At 64.8% G+C, this 18,630-nt stretch carries 18 protein-coding genes; 13 read left to right on the top strand and 5 right to left on the bottom strand.

All coding sequences use genetic code 11. The annotated features are described in order from the left end of the window. The first annotated feature begins 146 nt into the window (after positions 1 to 146). The 7 genes from traD to AC0KXH_RS04845 all read left to right on the top strand — a co-directional run bounded on the left by traD (position 147) and on the right by AC0KXH_RS04845 (position 5,705). Positions 147 to 620: a conjugal transfer protein TraD gene (traD, locus tag AC0KXH_RS04875; RefSeq protein ID WP_488224261.1), complete on the top strand. Its 474-nt coding sequence runs from the start codon at positions 147 to 149 to the stop codon at positions 618 to 620. After that, positions 621 to 1,088 carry a DotA/TraY family protein gene (locus AC0KXH_RS04870; RefSeq protein WP_488224260.1) on the top strand — a complete coding sequence of 156 codons (468 nt, stop codon included), beginning with the start codon at positions 621 to 623 and terminating at the stop codon, positions 1,086 to 1,088. It abuts the gene before it with no gap. Next, positions 1,010 to 3,445, top strand: coding sequence for a DotA/TraY family protein (locus AC0KXH_RS04865; protein ID WP_488224259.1), 2,436 nt, complete (start codon positions 1,010 to 1,012; stop codon positions 3,443 to 3,445). Before AC0KXH_RS04870 ends, AC0KXH_RS04865 begins: the two co-directional genes overlap by 79 nt. Then, positions 3,442 to 3,966, top strand: a complete 525-nt coding sequence (locus tag AC0KXH_RS04860) for a hypothetical protein (protein WP_488224258.1) — start codon at positions 3,442 to 3,444, stop codon at positions 3,964 to 3,966. The genes AC0KXH_RS04865 and AC0KXH_RS04860 overlap by 4 nt, the downstream gene beginning before the upstream one ends. 126 nt (positions 3,967 to 4,092) lie before the next feature. Beyond that, entirely contained in the window at positions 4,093 to 4,698 is a 606-nt protein-coding gene (locus AC0KXH_RS04855) for a hypothetical protein (protein ID WP_154717543.1), read from the top strand. Further along, positions 4,698 to 4,943, top strand: a complete 246-nt coding sequence (locus tag AC0KXH_RS04850; protein ID WP_488224257.1) for a hypothetical protein — start codon at positions 4,698 to 4,700, stop codon at positions 4,941 to 4,943. Before AC0KXH_RS04855 ends, AC0KXH_RS04850 begins: the two co-directional genes overlap by 1 nt. Before the next feature lie 450 nt (positions 4,944 to 5,393). Further along, on the top strand, positions 5,394 to 5,705 hold the full coding sequence (locus AC0KXH_RS04845) for a hypothetical protein (protein WP_488224256.1): 312 nt from the start codon (positions 5,394 to 5,396) through the stop codon (positions 5,703 to 5,705). Positions 5,706 to 5,707: 2 nt separating this feature from the next. Here AC0KXH_RS04845 and AC0KXH_RS04840 read toward each other — a convergent pair whose 3' ends face one another. The 5 genes from AC0KXH_RS04840 to AC0KXH_RS04820 form a co-directional block, all read right to left on the bottom strand. Next, positions 5,708 to 5,929, bottom strand: a complete 222-nt coding sequence (locus tag AC0KXH_RS04840) for a hypothetical protein (protein ID WP_116804236.1) — start codon at positions 5,927 to 5,929, stop codon at positions 5,708 to 5,710. Next, a complete protein-coding gene (locus tag AC0KXH_RS04835) occupies positions 5,929 to 6,567 on the bottom strand; it encodes a DNA-binding protein (RefSeq protein WP_488224255.1) in 639 nt (212 codons plus the stop codon). Before AC0KXH_RS04835 ends, AC0KXH_RS04840 begins: the two co-directional genes overlap by 1 nt. Before the next feature lie 1,047 nt (positions 6,568 to 7,614). Then, positions 7,615 to 8,736, bottom strand: a complete 1,122-nt coding sequence (locus AC0KXH_RS04830; RefSeq protein ID WP_488224254.1) for a replication protein RepA — start codon at positions 8,734 to 8,736, stop codon at positions 7,615 to 7,617. Beyond that, positions 8,676 to 8,894 (bottom strand): helix-turn-helix transcriptional regulator, encoded by a 219-nt coding sequence (locus tag AC0KXH_RS04825; protein ID WP_232092874.1) that lies wholly within the window; start codon positions 8,892 to 8,894, stop codon positions 8,676 to 8,678. The genes AC0KXH_RS04830 and AC0KXH_RS04825 overlap by 61 nt, the downstream gene beginning before the upstream one ends. Before the next feature lie 315 nt (positions 8,895 to 9,209). Next, complete coding sequence (locus AC0KXH_RS04820; RefSeq protein ID WP_404718252.1) at positions 9,210 to 10,229, bottom strand: apurinic/apyrimidinic endonuclease family protein; 1,020 nt, start codon at positions 10,227 to 10,229, stop codon at positions 9,210 to 9,212. Positions 10,230 to 10,483: 254 nt separating this feature from the next. On the opposite strand from AC0KXH_RS04820, the gene AC0KXH_RS04815 reads away from it, so the two are divergent. From AC0KXH_RS04815 to AC0KXH_RS04790, 6 genes are all read left to right on the top strand, one after another. Beyond that, positions 10,484 to 11,647 (top strand): isovaleryl-CoA dehydrogenase, encoded by a 1,164-nt coding sequence (locus tag AC0KXH_RS04815; RefSeq protein ID WP_488224253.1) that lies wholly within the window; start codon positions 10,484 to 10,486, stop codon positions 11,645 to 11,647. Positions 11,648 to 11,750: 103 nt separating this feature from the next. Then, complete coding sequence (locus AC0KXH_RS04810) at positions 11,751 to 13,358, top strand: carboxyl transferase domain-containing protein (protein ID WP_488224252.1); 1,608 nt, start codon at positions 11,751 to 11,753, stop codon at positions 13,356 to 13,358. A 114-nt stretch (positions 13,359 to 13,472) separates the two neighbouring features. Beyond that, positions 13,473 to 14,273 (top strand): gamma-carboxygeranoyl-CoA hydratase, encoded by an 801-nt coding sequence (locus AC0KXH_RS04805; protein WP_041107503.1) that lies wholly within the window; start codon positions 13,473 to 13,475, stop codon positions 14,271 to 14,273. Continuing rightward, positions 14,270 to 16,222, top strand: a complete 1,953-nt coding sequence (locus AC0KXH_RS04800) for an acetyl/propionyl/methylcrotonyl-CoA carboxylase subunit alpha (protein ID WP_488224251.1) — start codon at positions 14,270 to 14,272, stop codon at positions 16,220 to 16,222. The genes AC0KXH_RS04805 and AC0KXH_RS04800 overlap by 4 nt, the downstream gene beginning before the upstream one ends. Before the next feature lie 164 nt (positions 16,223 to 16,386). Further along, positions 16,387 to 17,289: a hydroxymethylglutaryl-CoA lyase gene (locus tag AC0KXH_RS04795; RefSeq protein ID WP_488224590.1), complete on the top strand. Its 903-nt coding sequence runs from the start codon at positions 16,387 to 16,389 to the stop codon at positions 17,287 to 17,289. 132 nt (positions 17,290 to 17,421) lie between these two features. Beyond that, a complete protein-coding gene (locus tag AC0KXH_RS04790) occupies positions 17,422 to 18,600 on the top strand; it encodes an acetyl-CoA C-acetyltransferase (protein WP_224109510.1) in 1,179 nt (392 codons plus the stop codon). Positions 18,601 to 18,630: the final 30 nt, after the last annotated feature.

Below are 18,630 nucleotides of genomic sequence, written 5' to 3'. Positions count from 1 at the left end.
CACTTGTGCCGCCTGCGATTGCAGTGATCCGATCATTGTCTGACATGGAGAATAGACCATATTTTTCATTGGATCGCACACCTTGACGCAACTTTATTGCTAACTGATAGTTCGGCCTGAGACATGCCACATGGAGCAGAACGAACGTGCAGCAGGAAGAGGAACAGAAGCGAGGACGGGGACGCCGCCCGGCCAGCGAACTGGCAGAGCAGCGTGAGCGGGAAATAGCTGCTCTGGCAGCCACGGTGGCGCGACAGAAAAAGCGGCTTGAAGAGTTGAAGGAGGCTCAGCGCCGGGCGCAGAAGGCCGCAAGGCGAACCTACATCAACCAGCGCAAGTATGCGGTGGGCGGCCTGGCGCAGATTGCCGGACTGCTGGAAGCCGACCCCGGCTTCGTGCTCGGTCTCATGCTCGAAGCTGCGGAACAGCGCGACCGCGATGGCACTTGGCCCAGCGCGGTATTCGAGAAATACAAGCGACGAGGTGATGAGGTGCTGACTGAGCGTGCAGCCGCTCGCAAGCGGCGCAAGCCCACGGATGACGACGATGACGACGAGAGCGATTTCGATGCGGCAGCCACGCCCATCCAGAATTCCCGCTATCAGGAAGGAGCACACTAGATGGCCGCCACCGATCCTTCAATGCCGTTTTCGCCATGCGATCCATCAGGGCCATGCACAGACGTTTCGGTAGGCGTCTTGCAATGGATTTTCGGGCCGGTCATCGAGAAGCTGACCCAAGGCGCAGACCCGGACACGATAGACGCCAGCGTGTCTGTCATCGCGTCCATCATGTCGGTGTTCAATAGCGGCCTGCTGGTCGTGGCCTCGCTGATCGTGTCTTACGTCGCCGTCATGGGTGTGACGCAGACGGCCAGCGAAGGCGAAGCGATGGGCCGCAACTGGTCGTCCCTCTGGACGCCGGTTCGGATCGTGGCCGGGGGGTCGGTGCTGCTGCCCAGCACAAGTGGCTTTAGCTTCATCCAGTTGATTGTTTTGATGTTCGGCCTGTGGGGTGTGGGCTTTGCAAACAGCTGTTCAACATCGGCATTCAGACCGGCATCATCAGCGGCGCAGCAACCAGCGTAAGCGCCCAGATGGGCTTGGGCAGTGGAGCAAAGCCAAACCCGAACTATCCGCTATATGACGTGCGGCAGTTCGCGCAGGAATATCTGGCCGTGGCATGGTGCAAGCGCACCGTGAATGCCTCGTTCGCGGATTTCGGCGGCGGCACGCCGAACATCAGCGCGGCCAGCGCACCGGACCAGACCATTGCAGAAGGCGACGGCAAAAAGGCGCTGATCTATCTGGCACGGGATCGCAACGCCACAACGAACCTGGGCGGGGCCGTGCCGTTGTGCGGCAGCGTGAAGGTTTACAACTACAGCGCACCCGTCGCCATTGCCGCCGAAACCACGGCAGCAAAGGCGAGCGTTTTTGACCCGGCCAAGATTCAGGACAACGCGGCAGCGATGAGCGCCATCCGCGTTGCGGCGCTAAACGCCAAGGCCACGGCTATCAACAAGGTCATGACCGACATTGAGGCGTGGGTGGCTCAATGGCCCGCCACGATCAATGATCCGGGCTGGGAGAGCGTCCAGAGCGACCGTTTCAATCAGATTGTGAATCAGGCGCAAAGCACCCTGACGGCCAGCCTGACCGCACAGATCGCGGCGGATAGCACCCTGACAACGATCATGCAGCAGTACGTGAATGACATCACGGCGGACGGCTGGGCAATGGCTGGGGGGTTCTATCAGCGCCTGTCGGGCATCCGGCAGGAAATGGGCCGCATCTACGCGGAGAACGTCGCGCAGGCCACCGCGCCGAACCTCAACACGCTGCCGCAAGGGCCGCACGCGCAGCTTGCACAGTCCAGCTACACCACGATTTACAACACCATCATTAGCAAGTCGCTATCGGGTGCCAGCTACGCCAAACCAACGACACCACGGGCCGCCGATTTCAAGGCCGCACTGGTGCCGACCAGCATGGAAGATTTGTCCATCGACACGCTGGGCAGTCGTGGCGATAGCCTCATGAGCGGCTTTGTTGGCTGGGGCATGGAGCGCGTCACCTCGGCCATGATCGGCACCGATGGCGACGTGGATGCAATCGCCCGGATCAAGACCACGGGCGACGTTCTGGCGCTCATGCAGAGCACCGGATTTGCCGTCGATAAGCTCGTGCATACCTCGCTGTCTGGCGTCAAAGCGGCGGCGGCTGCCGTGGGCAGCGTGTCCTTCATGGGCACCAGCGTTGATGCCACGCCGCTTGCCGATACCCTGCTGAATTGGGTGGTCTATAACTTCCTGACGCCGCTTGCTGAGGTCACAACGTGGCTCGGGCGGCTCTCCTTTTATTTCGGCGTGTTCCTGCCGTCCCTGCCTTACACCATCTTCATGGTGGCCGTGGTTGGCTGGATTCTGGCCGTGCTCCAGTCGATCATCGCCGCACCCCTGTGGGCGGTCATGCACATGACCCCGGATCGCACCTTTGTTGGCAGCCAGACGCAGGGCTATCTGCTGCTGCTGTCCCTGTTCGTGCGCCCTGCTCTCATCATCATTGGCCTGTTCGCGGCAATGATGGTGGCAAACCCGGTCATCGGCTACATCAGCAAAGCCTTTTGGGCCATGTACAACGCCAACGTGACCAGCGACGAAAGCCTCGGGTGGTTCGTCGAGTTCTTGCAGTGGAAAAACTGGTTGATCGTCTATGGCTTCGTCCTGCTGCCGGTCATGTACATGGTTTTCGGGTTGTCGCAGAGTCTGCCGGATACCGTTCTGCGCTGGATCGGCGCGGGCATCAGCAGCATGGGCGAAAGCCAAGCGACCGAACAGATGCGTAGTAACGCAGCAATGTACGGCCCCAGCGCCGTGAAAGGCGGCGCAGGGCCGAGGCCGGGAAGCAGTGACGGCAAATCTCACCGCCTGAACGGCGACCCCGGCAACGCGGGCAGCCTCAATGACCCGAGCGGTCCCACGGGCGGCGGTGGTGGCCGCAGCGGCGGCGGCAACCATCCGCGCCTGCTGAATGCCAACAGCCAAGGCGTTGCACCCCAGCACGACACCGGCAAGCCGTCCGCATCGACCAGCACCGCAACGGCCAGCGGCCCGGCTCGCAGCAGCAGCGCCGCGTCCAGTTCGGTCAATACGGGATCGCAAGGCGTTGTCGGCAGCCGCTGGGCCAGCAATGACATTACCGACGCGGAGTTCACCGAAGTGAAGGACACCGCGCCGCGCAGCAAGAGCAGCGCCGACAAGGGCACCGATACCGTGCTGGCCCTTGGCAGCGCGGGCGTTATCAGCGGATTTTCTGCCGACGATGACAACGGCTCCGGGGCCATCAATACCGAGTATGACAGCCGCTACAGCTACACCCCGCCGACTGCTGACGGTTCCAGCGTCATCAACCACGGCACAGAACAGGGAGGACAACCGGCATGAACGGCCAATACGACTACAACGCGGAGGCGACCGGTCACGTCATCGGCCTGCGCCATGGATATGAGCAAGGCCACGAGGCAGGTTATGTGGACGGCCAAAACGACACTGCCGCCCGGTGGCAAAAGCAGATTGACGAGAAATGGGAACCGCTCGTTGATCGGCTGACCGCCGAACGTGACGAGGCCATCCGCGCCCGCGATGACCTGCTGGAACAGGTGCGCCACGCCGGGCAGCAGACCAAGAAATGGCACAACGCTTTCTATTCGCTGCTCTGCGCACTCGATAGCGCAATGGGCGTGCTGGAGCACGCGCCGCAGGACATGCGCACCCGGATGATGCTCGATTTCGCCAAGCGTGCTGAGTACATGCACGGCAAGGGCTGGATTGACTCGATGCCGCAGGAAAACGGCGTTGTCCGCTCCCGCGCTCGCACGACTGCTGACCAGTTGCAAGGGTGGTGGGATCAGGTGATTGCCCACGCCAAGAAGGCGGCAGACCGCGACAACAACCCCACGCCATGAGGAGCCGCCCATGCTGACCGACACCCAAAACCTGATTCCCGACGCTGCCGTGCTGGCCGTCCTGCTCGCAGTGGCAGACGCCGTGCTGGCCCGTGCCAAGAAAGCCAAGAATCGGAGGAAACCCGCATGAAGATCATCAACGGCGCGAAACGCGCAGCCCGCTTTACCTTTGTCGATATGCCGCTGTCGATGCTCGGCTGGCGACAACTCAAGGCCAACAACGGCTATATCCGCGACCTGTGGCGCACGCTGCGCCACCCTCAATGCCCCGAGTGCGGGCGCGGTGTCATGCACCTGCCCGCCGATGCGCAGCCCGACGAACAGGCGCTGTATGGCTGGGAGTGCTCTGCACACTGCGGCTTTCGCGTGTTCGCCCCGCACGATCCGCAGGAAATCGCCCGCATCGTCTCCGCCCGTCTGGAACTGCGCGGCAAGCAGCGTCTGGCATTCCTGCAGGATCAGGAGCGCGGCAAGCTGATCCGTAGCCACCTGCTCAAGTCGCGTGCTTATTGGACGGTGGCCGCGCTGGTTTTCCTCATGTTCGCATGGCAGTTGGCGATGGGTGCCCCGGTGATGGTTGTCCTGAGCGTGCTTAGTCTGTGCCTGCCGTTCTCCGTCCATGCAATCCGCTGGAGCTATCGGGCGTGGCAGGTGCGCACGGGCACCCTGTTTGTACCGGGCGCGTTCGGGCGCTACGTTCGGGAAATGCTGTGGGTACGGGGGGTGCAGTGATGGCCGCTTTCCTGCGTAATGCCCTGCTGCATCTTGGCCGTGAGCGTGTTACGTGGGCGCTGTGCGTCATCGCGTCCGTGGTCGCCTTCGCCTACCAGTACCGCCAACTGGATGACCCGGCGCTGCATGATCTGGTCGCGCCCGTGGTGCTCGCTATCGCGGTTCCAATCCTCTACCTGACGCCGCTGGTCTGGCTCCTGTTCCGATGCCTCATAAGGCCCACCTATGAAAACGAAAACCGCTGACAGCTATCTCGTGCTGCACGTGTCGTGGTTGCGCGAGCACGATCAGGTTATCGCCGAATTGGTTGACTTGTGGCTAGACCGGCAGGCCACGCAGCCATCAAGAACGAAGCCTGCCCGTGTCCGAGCATCACATAACACCATCATCAGGAGCGGAAGCCATCATGCCCATAGGTAGAAAACACCTCCCCGCAATTGCTGCGGTCGCGTTTTTCGGCATCGTCTGCGCCCAGATGCCCGTCCCCCTGCTTGACAACGAGCCTGCAGCACCTGTGGCCACCCCGATGCAGCAAGTAACGCTGGAATGCGAAGAGCTACCTGACCGCCCCGCCACCTGCGCCCTGCTGCCGCGAAAACCGGCAGGCGAAGGCGCGGGCGGAGTGCCGCAGCACGTGAGTGGGCGTAGCGCGGCGACATGTCGTGCGGCATCCAATAGCGGAGGAAGGAGGTAGCATGTTTGTGTTTCTGCACCCTGAAGTAATGGAACGTCTCTGCATGGAGAAGGAAGAACGGCAGAGGTTTGTCCAGGCTATGCGCTCGTGCCCAGGCGTGATCTTGGAGCTGCTGCCGTTCGCTCCTCGAAAACGCCGGCCAGAACCTCGGATCGTGCTGATTCCTTCCAGTTACCGGCGACAGCGGGAATACCGCCGTGAGGAACTGGTCATCTACTGCGACCGATTTGATCTCGTCGAGAAAATCACGCTGCTGGCGTACATCTCGATGCTCCAGATGCGGATCGAGCAGGAGGTGATGGAGGAGCAGTAAGCCTACCCCTGCCGGGCTTTCACAATGGCTGCGGCGGCAACAGCCGCCGCTTCGTTTTCGGCAGCCTCACGCGCCCACCAGGCTGGCTGGGCGGCAGCATTCGACAGCGCCCCGGCTGCCCACAATGCAAGTTCCTGATCGCCCAGATTGATTGCCTGAGTGAACACCGCACCAAGCTGCCGAAGCTCGTCGGCCAGTTTCTGATATTCGGCGGCGGTCGGCATCACTCGCTCCTGTTTTTCCTGACACCCTTCGGCGCAACGCCAGCCTCTGCCAGCCGCTCTTCGAGGCTGGCAAGCTGCCGCTGAACATCGCCAGCCTTGGCAAGCTGCCCTTGCAGGTCGATCACCTGCTGCTCGGCTTTGGCCAGAGCAGCACGAGCTTCCCGTAGTTCGGCCTCCATGCGCATTGAGTGTTCGGCACGCTCTTCAAGGCGGCTAACCTTCAATTCCAGCGCCCGGTTCGCCTCACGCAGCGAGGAAAGCTCATCGGCGCGGGCGGCGTCCTGCGTCTCCAGCCGGGCGATTTCCTCGGTTGCCTCGGCCAGTTCAGTCTTCATTGTGCTGACGCGGGCCTCGGCGTCCTTGCGCACCGCCTCGGATTCCACCCGCGCCTGCTGGGCAACCTCGGCGTAGATACTGCGCACGAGGTCTGCCCCGCGTGCCAGCAGAGCGTCCGGCACTTCTACCGCAGCCTCTTCGCCTTTCTCGCGCCGAACCTCCCAGTCGGCCAGCATCGGCTTGAGCGTGGTGAATGACCCGCCGACGCGCTGCTGGATTAGCCGGAAGGTGGGCTTGCCGCCTGCGGCGATGATGGCATCAGCGGCGGCATCCACCGCCTGTTGAGTGACGACCTGCTGCATGGCTGCCTCCTTCTCATCGTAACATCGTAACGTGTTACGTTATGATAACGTAACAACAAAGGAAAGCCGAGAGGAAACAGCCTTCGCTCCCTCCGGTCGCTGCGCGTCCGCCCGTGGACAACCTGCCCGCCCACAGCGCAAGGCTGTGGACGCCCCGCCGCTGGCGGGTACGCAGGTATGCCCACCGGCTCCCTTGCTGGGGCTACTCGCATTTTTCAAATGCTGGATGGGCTACTTGCTGACGCCTCGCTGCGCTCGTTGTCGGCCAGCCGACAAGGCTGGGAAGGCCGCGCCATCCCCGCCTTGCCAACTGGCTCTACTGGAAAGCAGCCGGAGCGGCTCGCGGCGCGTTTTTTGTTGCAGGCAGCAGGGTAGATATAGTTTTCACCGAGAATGCGCCATATCGGGCTATTCTGGGCACTTCTGGTGGGATTCCAGCGAAGGGGCAGGGTCAAGGGGTTGGTGCGGCCCGCAGCCCGAAGGGCGAGGACACGGCCCCTTGATGCTGAACCGCAGCGAACAGCCTGTGCGAGTGGGGGCAGGGACGAAGGGCGCAGCCCGCCACCCCTGCTCCCCGAGCCTCACGGCGGCGAGTGGCCCCCGGCAGGGCCGCCGGAGGCATATTGAAAACACCCGATGCCGAGTAGCGCCTGTCATTCTTTGAATGACGAGTAGCCGCAAGGAGGCCGGTGGGTAACGGCTTGCCGTTATCCACGGGCGGACGCGCAGCGACCAGCGGGAGCGAAGGATTGCCCACAGCCGCAGGGCGGTAGCTACTAGGTATTTATAAATACTAGAAAAACCTAAAAGCAGAACTACTAGGGGCGACCTCTCCTCCTCGCTGAATCCCTGTCCCAGCGGGGCTTACAGGCGATCTCACACGTCGATCTTGACTAGCGATGTCACGTAAAACGGCTAGTGATGTCACGTACTGATGACTAGCGATGTCACGTGGACAACTTGCAGAAAAGCCGTCAAAGCCAGTTCTGGCAAGGGTTTCCAGCCTTGCTAGTGATGTCACGTGGACAACCTGGAGAACCCACAGGCTTATCCCTTCTTCTTGGTCGCCGTGATGTGCAGACGGGCGGGGGTGAGGATCAGGTGGTCTTTCGTTTCCTCGATGTGGTTCCGAGCCTCGGGATAGAACAGCAGCGCTTCATTTAGCCGGAGGCGGAAATTCGTCCTGAAGTTAGCCAGCCCCTTGGGAGTATTCGCATAGCCAGAGCCGAACTGCATCATCAGGCCAGCCCAAGGCACCTGAGCAAGCCGCTTGCCGCCCTTGGTTGTCGCCACATTCAAACTGAACATGCGGTAAACCAGCCACGTGTAGATGTCCATCGCCAGCGGCGACTTCTTGAGCGCTTGAAGCGCCTCCATTCTGATCGGCACCGGAGCATGGGTCAGGCTCTCGAAGAAGTCCGTACTGAGGGTGATTGAGCTGTCCCACAGTGCGGGCTGCTCAGTGTCGCGGGCGTTCCAGAAGAGAAATGCCCGTTTGGCGATCAGGATGTTTTCGATACCCAGCGCATCCCCGTCCGCGCCGCTGACGGAGATCAGCGAGCGGACTAGCCGCAAGCTCTGGTCACGCACTCTGGCGATGTACCGGCCATCGTTGTACAGGTCGAGCTTTTCCAGAAATTCCGCCTGCGAGCGCCCCAGCGATAGCTCCGGACTGCCTGTGCGGACGGCCTCGGTACACATCCACGCCAACAGCAGGCGCGGCAGACCGCCATAGGGCACGCCATGTTTGGGGTTGGCTGTGATGGAGAGGGTCAGCTTGCCTGTGCCGCGTTCAAAGTAGTTGCTCTTGGGGTCTGTATGGGGGAGCGTGGCCTGCGCCAGAAAGTGCGCGATGTAGCCTGTAGCGCCTGCGCTGCGGGCCTGCTCGATCTCCAGCTCCACGGCTTCATCAATCAGGTGGCGCACCCGCGGAGTCAGTGCTTGGGCGGCGTCGTGCTGCTCCGCCTGCTTCGTCACTTCGGCAGCTTTCTGCTTGATCCACGCCAGCGGATCGCGCTTGGGCGTGCCTTCTGCTAAGCCAGTGTCCAGCAAGCTGCCCATGCTGCGCATCGTCGAATCCTGACCCTTGGCCTGCGGGATCGCGGCGATCAGGGATAGACAGCGTTGTTGCTGGCGGCGCGGGCGGCAGCGGCCTTTTGTTCGAGCCACGCATCAATCTCGTGCTCAAGCCAGCCGACGACACGCTTGTTGATCTGGATGGATACCGGGAATGTCGGATCAGCGCGGGAGATGCGCCAAAGCGTCACTTCATTGATTTCGCCCAGCTTCTCGCAGACAGCCTTCTTGCGTAAAATCTTCATCGTCATCACCCCTGCATTTCGATTGAATGCAGGCAGTTTCAGACGGCGGGCCAATCATGGTCACGGATTCTCAGAAGGGAATTTTTGCAGCAAAAAATCCGAAAGCGGCGATGCAGCACAGGCAACCGATACGCAGACCTCGCTCCGGGTAGCAACGGCCAAAGTGTATATAGAAGTGACTACAAGATGAGAGAAAACAATGTGAATGCCGCTTCTACAAATGCTTTTCGGCCAGACTTTTTGTTTAACGTCTGATCCCCTGCCCGCTTCGCCAAGGCCCCGCGCGCTCGAAACGCCGGGGCCTTCGCGTTTGTGGAGGCATCACGCCGGCGGCAGATAGCGCTGGTGGAATTCCAGCGCCGCCAGGTTCTTGTCCTTGGCCTCGAACATGATGTCGAAGCGATCGAGAAAAGCCAGCGCATAACGGTTGCTGCACTCATTCCACATGCGCTTGCTGTGTGCATAGAGGTCGCGCTTGTTCACTTGCGTCAGCAGCTCGGGAATCTGTAGCGGGCGGTCGGCGGCGAAGCCCAGCGCCATGAGCGATTCGGGCGGCTGAGAGTAGTGCATGGTGGGTCGCTCGCCGCGCCAGCTGTCGATCACCTGCGCCACGCGCACATCCTCGGGGTCGATATAGCGCTCCTCATGAATCCAGCAGTGATGGATGTCGAGGACCACCGGAGCCAGGTCAGCCAGGCCCAGGCAGTCATCGAGGCCGTAGGTCTTTTCGTCGTTCTCGAAGGTGATGCAGTTGCGCGCCACCTCCGACAGCTTCGGCCAGACGCTGCGGATGCCTTCGGCCCCCAGTTTGCCGGCGATGTGGATGTTGCACTTGAAGTCCTGGAAGCGCTGGCCAAAGCCCATCATGCGAATCATGTCGGCGTGGTATTCGAACTCGGCCAGGCTGTTGGCCACCACCTCGGGGCGGTCCGAGCCGAGCACGCAGTACTGCCCCGGATGCATGGACAGGCGGATACCGGCAGCACGCGCGGCTTCGCCGATCGTCGCGAAGCCGGCAATCAGGCGATCCTGGATTTCGGGCCGGCGATAGAAGCCCGCTACCTGCTCATGGCTGTAGAACGGCAAGAGGTCACTGGACAGGCGCAGCATGCGCAACGCCTCCGGTAGCGTGGCGACATAGTCGAGCAACAGGCGCTGCGCCGCCAGGTTGTGCTCGACGATCTCCAGCAGCCGCTGTTCGGCCGCCTCACGGCCAACCGAGGCCATCCAGCGCAGGGTGGTCGTGCGCGGGTTGAAGGTCCGCTCGATGCGCTCGAGCTCCTTGAGCGACTCGCTCTGCTGCGGATGGCGGTACTGACAGGCAAAGCCGATTCGGGGCATGGGACGTCACGACCTCTTTTGAATGAGCGCCGCTCCTCGCGGCGCCAGGAATACTCAGCAAGCTCGAGATTGGACGAACAGCAACGCCAGGTGTTCGTCGCCTCGGCGGCACGCAGATTACCGGCCAGCCGAAGGGTTTGACAGTCGCCGGAAGCAGCATTACGTTAACGTAAAGGTCATCCGACGAGCGCCGCATGAATCCTCGAACCCGGTGCGACCACTCATGACAACAACTACAAGACAGAGTACGCCCCATGCCCTACTCCAGCCTCAACTTCGCCCTTGGCGAAACCATCGACATGCTTCGCGACCAGGTGCGCGCCTTCGTGGACGCCGAGCTGGCGCCCCGAGCCGCCGAAATCGACGCCACCAACAGCTTCCCGATGGACATGTGGAAGAAGTTCGGCGAGATGGGCCTGCTCGGCGTCACCGTGCCGGAGGAGTATGGCGGTGCAGGCCTGGGCTACCTGGCCCACGTGGTGGCCATGGAGGAGATCAGCCGGGCCTCGGCCTCGGTGGCGCTGTCCTACGGCGCCCACTCGAACCTGTGCGTCAACCAGATCAACCGCAACGGCAGCGAGGCGCAGAAGCAGAAGTACCTGCCCAGGCTGATCAGCGGCGAGCACGTTGGCGCGCTGGCGATGAGCGAGCCGAACGCCGGCTCCGACGTGGTCTCCATGAAGCTGCGCGCCGAGAAGCGCGGCGACCGCTACGTGCTCAACGGCAGCAAGACCTGGATCACCAACGGCCCGGACGCCAACACCTACGTGATCTACGCCAAGACCGACCTGGACAAGGGCCCGCACGGCATCACCGCGTTCATCGTCGAGCGCGACTGGAAAGGTTTCTCCCGCGGCAACAAGTTCGACAAGCTCGGCATGCGCGGCTCCAACACCTGCGAGCTGTTCTTCGACGACGTCGAGGTGCCGGAGGAGAACGTGCTGGGTCAGCTCAACGGCGGCGTGCGCGTGCTGATGAGCGGCCTCGACTACGAGCGCGTGGTCCTCGCCGGTGGCCCGACCGGCATCATGCAGGCCTGCCTGGACGTGGTGGTGCCCTACATCCACGACCGCAAGCAGTTCGGCCAGAGCATCGGCGAGTTCCAGTTCATCCAGGGCAAGGTCGCCGACATGTATACCCAGCTCAACGCCAGCCGCGCCTATCTCTACGCCGTCGCCCAGGCCTGCGACCGTGGCGAGACCACCCGCAAGGACGCCGCCGGGGTGATCCTCTACACCGCCGAGAACGCCACCCAGATGGCCCTGCAGGCGATCCAGATCCTCGGCGGCAACGGCTACATCAACGAATTCCCCACCGGCCGCCTGCTGCGCGACGCCAAGCTCTACGAGATCGGCGCCGGCACCAGCGAGATCCGCCGCATGCTGATCGGCCGTGAGCTGTTTAACGAGTCGCGCTGAGCGCATCCAGGCGTAGGGTGGAAAACGGCCGCCGGCCTTTTCCACCTCAATACGAACAGGCGGAAAACCGCTTCGCGGATTTCCACCCTACGGGAGCCCGTCCATGGCCATCCTGCATACCCAGCTCAATACCCGTTCGCCGGAGTTCGCCGCCAACAGCGCGGCCATGCTCGAACAGGTGAACGACCTGCGCGCCCTGCTCGGGCGCATCAGCGAGGGCGGCGGCGCTATCGCCCAGCAGCGACACACCGCGCGCGGCAAGCTCCTGGTGCGCGAGCGTATCAATGCCCTGCTCGACCCGGGCTCGGCCTTTCTCGAGGTCTCGGCCCTGGCCGCCCACGAGGTCTACGGCGAGGACGTTCCGGCCGCCGGCGTGGTCGCCGGCATCGGCCGCGTCGAGGGCGTCGAGTGCATGATCATCGGCAACGACGCCACCGTGAAGGGCGGCAGCTACTATCCGCTGACGGTGAAGAAGCACATCCGCGCCCAGACCATCGCCCAGCAGAATCGCCTGCCGTGCATCTACCTGGTCGACTCCGGCGGCGCCAACCTGCCGCGCCAGGACGAGGTGTTCCCCGACCGCGAACACTTCGGCCGCATCTTCTTCAACCAGGCCAACATGAGCGCCCAGGGCATCCCGCAGATCGCCGTGGTGATGGGCTCGTGCACCGCCGGCGGCGCCTACGTGCCGGCCATGGCCGACGAGACCATCATGGTGCGCAACCAGGCCACCATCTTCCTCGCCGGCCCGCCGCTGGTGAAGGCCGCCACCGGCGAGGTGGTCACCGCCGAGGAGCTGGGCGGCGCCGACGTGCACTGCAAGACCAGTGGGGTGGCCGATCACTACGCCGAGAATGACGCCCATGCCCTGGCCATCGCCCGCCGCTGCGTGGCCAACCTCAACTGGCGCAAGCAGGGCCGGGTGGAGAGCGCCGCGCCGCGCGCGCCGCTGTACGCCAGCGAGGAGCTGTACGGGGTGATCCCGGCCGACGCCAAGCAGCCGTTCGACGTGCGCGAGGTGATCGCGCGGCTGGTCGACGGCAGCGAGTTCGACGAGTTCAAGGCACTGTTCGGCACCACCCTGGTGTGCGGCTTCGCCCGCCTGCACGGCTATCCGGTGGCCGTCCTCGCCAACAACGGCATCCTCTTCGCCGAAGCGGCGCAGAAGGGCGCGCACTTCATCGAGCTGGCCTGCCAGCGCGGCATCCCGCTGCTGTTCCTGCAGAACATCACCGGCTTCATGGTCGGCCAGAAGTACGAGGCCGGCGGCATCGCCAAGCACGGCGCCAAGCTGGTCACCGCGGTGGCCTGCGCCAGGGTGCCGAAGTTCACCGTGATCATCGGCGGCAGCTTCGGCGCCGGCAACTACGGCATGTGCGGCCGTGCCTACGATCCGCGCTTCCTGTGGATGTGGCCGAACGCGCGGATCGGCGTCATGGGCGCGGCCCAGGCCGCCGGCGTGCTCACCCAGGTCAAGCGCGAGCAGGCCGAGCGCAGCGGCAAGACCTTCTCCGCCGAGGAGGAGGAAGCCATCCGCCAGCCGATCCTCGAGCAGTACGAGCGCCAGGGCCACCCCTACTATTCCAGCGCGCGGCTGTGGGATGACGGCGTGATCGACCCGGCGCAGACTCGTGAGGTACTCGCCCTGGCCCTGTCGGCCAGCCTGAACGCCCCGATCGAGCCGACCCCGTTCGGCGTGTTCCGGATGTAAGCCCTGCGCGACCGGCACCCAGCGCCTGCCTGTAGGAGCCAGCTTGCTGGCGATCCCGGGCAGGCCGCGAGGCCGGATGATCGCGAGCAAGCGCGCTCCTACAGGAAGCAGCAGATGACCGATTTCCAGACAGTACGACTCGAATTAGATGCGCGCGGCTTCGCCACCCTGTGGCTGGACCGCGCCGACAAGAACAACGCCTTCAACGGCGCGATGATCAGGGAGCTGATCCAGGCCCTCGACCAGGTCAAGGACCGGCCCGAGCTGCGCTTCCTCATCCTGCGCGGCCGCGGCCGGCACTTCTCCGCCGGCGCCGACCTGGCCTGGATGCGCGAGGCCGCCGAGCTGGACTACGACGCCAACCTGGCCGACGCCCACGAACTGGGCGAGCTGATGTACAACCTCTACCACCTGCCCCTGCCGACCCTGGCCGTGGTACAGGGCGCCGCCTTCGGCGGCGCGGTGGGCCTGGCCGCCTGCTGCGACATCGCCATCGGCGCCGAGGACGCGCTGTTCTCGCTGTCCGAGGTGCGCATCGGCCTGGCTCCGGCGGTGATCAGTCCGTTCGTGGTCCAGGCCATCGGCGAGCGCGCCGCGCGCCGCTATGCCCTGTCCGCAGAACGCTTCGACGGCTTGCGCGCCCGCGAGCTGGGCCTGCTCGCCGAAACCTACCCGGCCGCCGAGCTGGACGCCGCCGTCGAGCAATGGATCGCCAACCTGCAGTTGAACAGCCCGCAGGCGATGAAGGCGACCAAGGACCTGCTCGAGGAAGTCGGCAGCGGGACCCTCGGCCCGGACCTGCGTCGCTACACCGAAAGCGCCATTGCCCGCCTGCGCGTCAGCCAGGAAGGCCAGGAAGGCCTGCGCGCCTTCCTCGAGAAACGCAGCCCCGCCTGGCAGGAGAAGCAAGCATGAGCCGACACATCGACACCCTGCTGGTGGCCAACCGCGGCGAGATCGCCTGCCGGGTGATGCGCACCGCCAAGGTCCTGGGCCTGACCACCGTGGCCGTGCACAGCGCCATCGACGCCGAAGCACGCCACGCCCGCGAGGCCGACATCCGCGTCGACCTCGGTGGCGCCAAGCCGGCCGACAGCTACCTGCTGGTCGACAAGCTGATCGAAGCGGCCAAGGCCAGCGGCGCCCAGGCCATCCACCCCGGCTATGGCTTCCTCTCCGAGAACGCCGGTTTCGCCCGCGCCTGTGATGCGGCCGGGCTGATCTTCCTCGGCCCGCCGGCCAGCGCCATCGACGCCATGGGCAGCAAGTCGGCGGCCAAGGCGCTGATGGAAACCGCTGGCGTGCCGCTGGTGCCCGGCTACCACGGCGAGTCCCAGGACTACGAGACCTTCCGCGCCGCCGCCGAGGTGATCGGCTACCCGGTACTGCTCAAGGCGGCCGCCGGTGGCGGCGGCAAGGGCATGAAGGTGGTCGAGCGCGAGAGCGAGCTGGGCGAGGCACTGGCCTCCGCGCAGCGCGAGGCCCAGGCCGCCTTCGGCGACGCGCGCATGCTGGTCGAGAAGTACGTGCTCAAGCCGCGCCACGTGGAGATCCAGGTGTTCGCCGACGGGCACGGCAACTGCCTGTACCTCAACGAGCGCGACTGCTCGATCCAGCGCCGCCACCAGAAGGTGGTCGAGGAGGCCCCGGCCCCCGGCCTGTCGGCGGAACTGCGCCACGCCATGGGCGAGGCGGCGGTCAAGGCGGCCAAGGCCATCGGCTACGTCGGCGCCGGCACCGTGGAATTCCTCCTCGATGCGCGCGGCGAATTCTTCTTCATGGAGATGAACACCCGCCTGCAGGTCGAGCACCCGGTCACCGAGGCGATCACCGGCCTCGACCTGGTCGCCTGGCAGATCCGCGTCGCCCGCGGCGAACCGCTGCCGATCAGCCAGGACGAGGTGCCGCTGAACGGCCACGCCATCGAGGTGCGCCTGTATGCCGAGGATCCGGACAACGATTTCCTCCCCGCCACCGGCACTCTCGATCTCTACCGTGAAGCCGCGGATGGCCCGGGCCGGCGCGTCGACAGCGGCGTGGCCGAAGGCGACACCGTGTCGCCGTTCTACGACCCGATGCTCGGCAAGCTGATCGCCTGGGGCGAGAACCGCGAGCAGGCCCGCCAGCGCCTCTTGGCCATGCTCGCCGAGACCGCCGTCGGCGGGGTGAAGACCAACCTGGCCTTCCTGCGTCGCGTGCTGGCTCATCCGGCCTTCGCCAACGCCGAGCTGGACACCGGCTTCATCGCCCGCCACCAGGGCGAGCTGTTGCCGCCGCAGGGCGAGCTGCCGGAGTCGTTCTGGCAACTGGCCGCCAGCGCCTTCGTGCAAGGCGAGGCCGAGCGCGAGCGCGGCGACGACCCGCACTCGCCGTGGCAGAGCAAGTCCGGCTGGCGTGCCGGCCTGCCGGCCGAGACCGACCTGGCCCTGAGTTGTGGCGAGGCCCAGCAGATGGTCCGCCTGCGCCCGGCCAGTGCGCCGAAGGCGCAGCTGACCGGCGAGCAGCTGGTGGTCGAGCAGGATGGGCTGCGCCGCCAGCACTGGGCGATCCGCCGCGGCGACAACCTGTATCTGGAATGGGATGGCGAACTGCGCTGCGTCCAGCGCGTCGACCCGATCGCCGAGGCCGAAGCCAGCCACGCCCACCACGGCGGGCTGACCGCGCCGATGAACGGCAGCATCGTCCGCGTGCTGGTCGAGGCGGGCCAGCACGTCGAGGCCGGCGCCGCCCTGGTGGTGCTGGAGGCGATGAAGATGGAGCACAGCATCCGTGCGCCCCAGGCCGGGGTGGTCAAGAGCCTGTACTGCAGCGAGGGCGAACTGGTCAGCGAAGGCACTGCGCTGGTGGAGCTGGAGGACGCCTGAGGCAGATAGGGAGCCCGGTGGGCAAGGCTGCGCCGTTGTCCACCAGACACTGGCACCGTCCCCCGTAGGGTGGAAAACTCGCGCAGCGATTTTCCACCATGACCATCACCGTCGCGCCACAGAATCCGAACCTCGACACGGAACCACAGATGAACACAACCGCCATTGCCCTGCCCCAGCATGTCCGCCTGGTCGAAGTCGGCCCGCGCGACGGCCTGCAGAACGAGAAACAACCGATCAGCGTCGCCGACAAGGTGCGCCTGGTCGACGACCTGAGCGCCGCCGGCCTCGAATACGTCGAGGTCGGCAGCTTCGTCTCGCCCAAGTGGGTACCGCAGATGGCCGGCTCCGCCGAGGTGTTCGCGCAGATCCAGCAGAAGGCCGGCGTTACCTACGCCGCGCTGACCCCCAACATGCAGGGCTTCGAGGCGGCCATGCTCGCCGGGGTGAAGGAAGTCGCGGTGTTCGCCGCCGCCAGCGAGGCCTTTTCGCAGAAGAACATCAACTGCTCGATCGCCGAGAGCCTCGAACGCTTCGTGCCGGTGATGGACGCCGCCCGTGCGCAGGGCGTGCGCGTACGTGGCTACGTGTCCTGCGTGCTCGGCTGCCCCTACGAGGGCGAAGTGGCGCCGGAGCAGGTCGCCACGGTGGCCAGCGAGCTGTTCGAGATGGGCTGCTACGAGGTCTCTCTCGGCGACACCATCGGCACCGGCACCGCCGGCAAGACCCGTACCCTGTTCGAGGTGGTCGGCCGCGACATCCCGCGCGACAAGCTGGCCGGGCACTTTCACGACACCTACGGCCAGGCGCTGGCGAACGTCTACGCGAGCCTGCTGGAAGGCATCCAGGTGTTCGACAGCTCGGTGGCCGGTCTTGGCGGCTGCCCGTACGCCAAGGGCGCCAGCGGCAACGTGGCCAGCGAGGATGTGCTCTACCTGCTGGACGGCCTGGGCATCCACACCGGCATCGACCTCGACGCGTTGATCGCCGCTGGCGAGCGCATCTGCGCCGTACTCGGCCGCGACAACGGCTCGCGCGTGACGCGCGCCCGGCGTGCCAGCGCCTAGCGGCAGGACTCGCCAGTCATGTTCCTGTCCCTATACTGCGTTTCCGTTTCCATCCGCCATGCATAAACCAGTCAACCGCCGCCCAGCCCGCATGGCTGGCGTGGCGACCACCGGAAGAATCTGGAGCCCCACATGCAAGACGTCGTCATCGTAGCTGCAACTCGCACCGCCATCGGCAGTTTCCAGGGCGCACTGGCCACCGTCCCAGCCGTCGAGCTGGGCGCGACCGTCATCCGCAGCCTGCTGGAGAAGACCGGGCTCGACCCGGCCGAGGTCGATGAGGTGATTCTTGGCCAGGTGCTGACTGCCGGCGCCGGGCAGAACCCCGCCCGCCAGGCCGCGATCAATGCCGGCCTGCCACACGCCGTGCCGGCAATGACCCTCAACAAGGTCTGCGGCTCCGGGCTCAAGGCGCTGCACCTGGCTGCCCAGGCGATTCGCTGCGGCGACGCCGAAGTCGTCATCGCCGGCGGCATGGAGAACATGAGCCTGGCCCCCTACGTCATGCCTGGGGCTCGTACGGGCCTGCGCATGGGCCATGCGCAGATGGTCGACAGCATGATCACCGACGGCCTCTGGGACGCCTTCAACGACTACCACATGGGCGTCACCGCCGAGAATCTGGCAGCCAAGTACGACATCGACCGCGAGCAGCAGGACGCCTTCGCCGCGCGCTCGCAACAACGCGCCAGCGCCGCGCTAGAAGCCGGCCGCTTCGCCGATGAAATCACCCCGGTGATGATTCCCCAGCGCAAGGGCGAACCCGTCGCCTTTACCCGCGACGAGCAGCCGCGCGCGGGCACTACCGCCGAGGCGCTGGCCAAACTGCGGCCAGCCTTCAAGAAGGATGGCAGCGTCACCGCCGGCAATGCCTCGAGCCTCAACGACGGTGCGGCCGCGGTCATCCTGATGAGTGCCGCCAAGGCGCAGGCGCTGAAATTGCCGGTGCTGGCCCGCATCGCCGGCTACGCCAACGCTGGGGTCGACCCGGCGATCATGGGCATCGCCCCGGTTTCGGCTACCCGCCGCTGCCTGGAAAAGGCCGGCTGGACGCTGGACCAGCTGGATCTCATCGAAGCCAACGAGGCCTTTGCCGTGCAGGCATTGTCGGTGGGCAAGGAACTGGGCTGGGACGATGAAAAGGTCAACGTCAACGGCGGCGCCATTGCCCTCGGCCACCCGATCGGCGCCTCGGGCTGCCGCATCCTGGTCACCCTGCTGCATGAGATGCAGCGTCGCGACGCGAAGAAGGGCCTGGCTACCCTCTGCATCGGCGGCGGCCAGGGCGTGGCGCTGGCCATCGAGCGCTAAGCCACTCTTCCCGGCCGCCCGCGCATAGCG

This window comes from Stutzerimonas sp. CXK-1, assembly GCF_057738225.1.
Note: the sequence above shows the minus strand (reverse complement) of the source record. Positions and strands in the feature narration are given on the sequence as shown.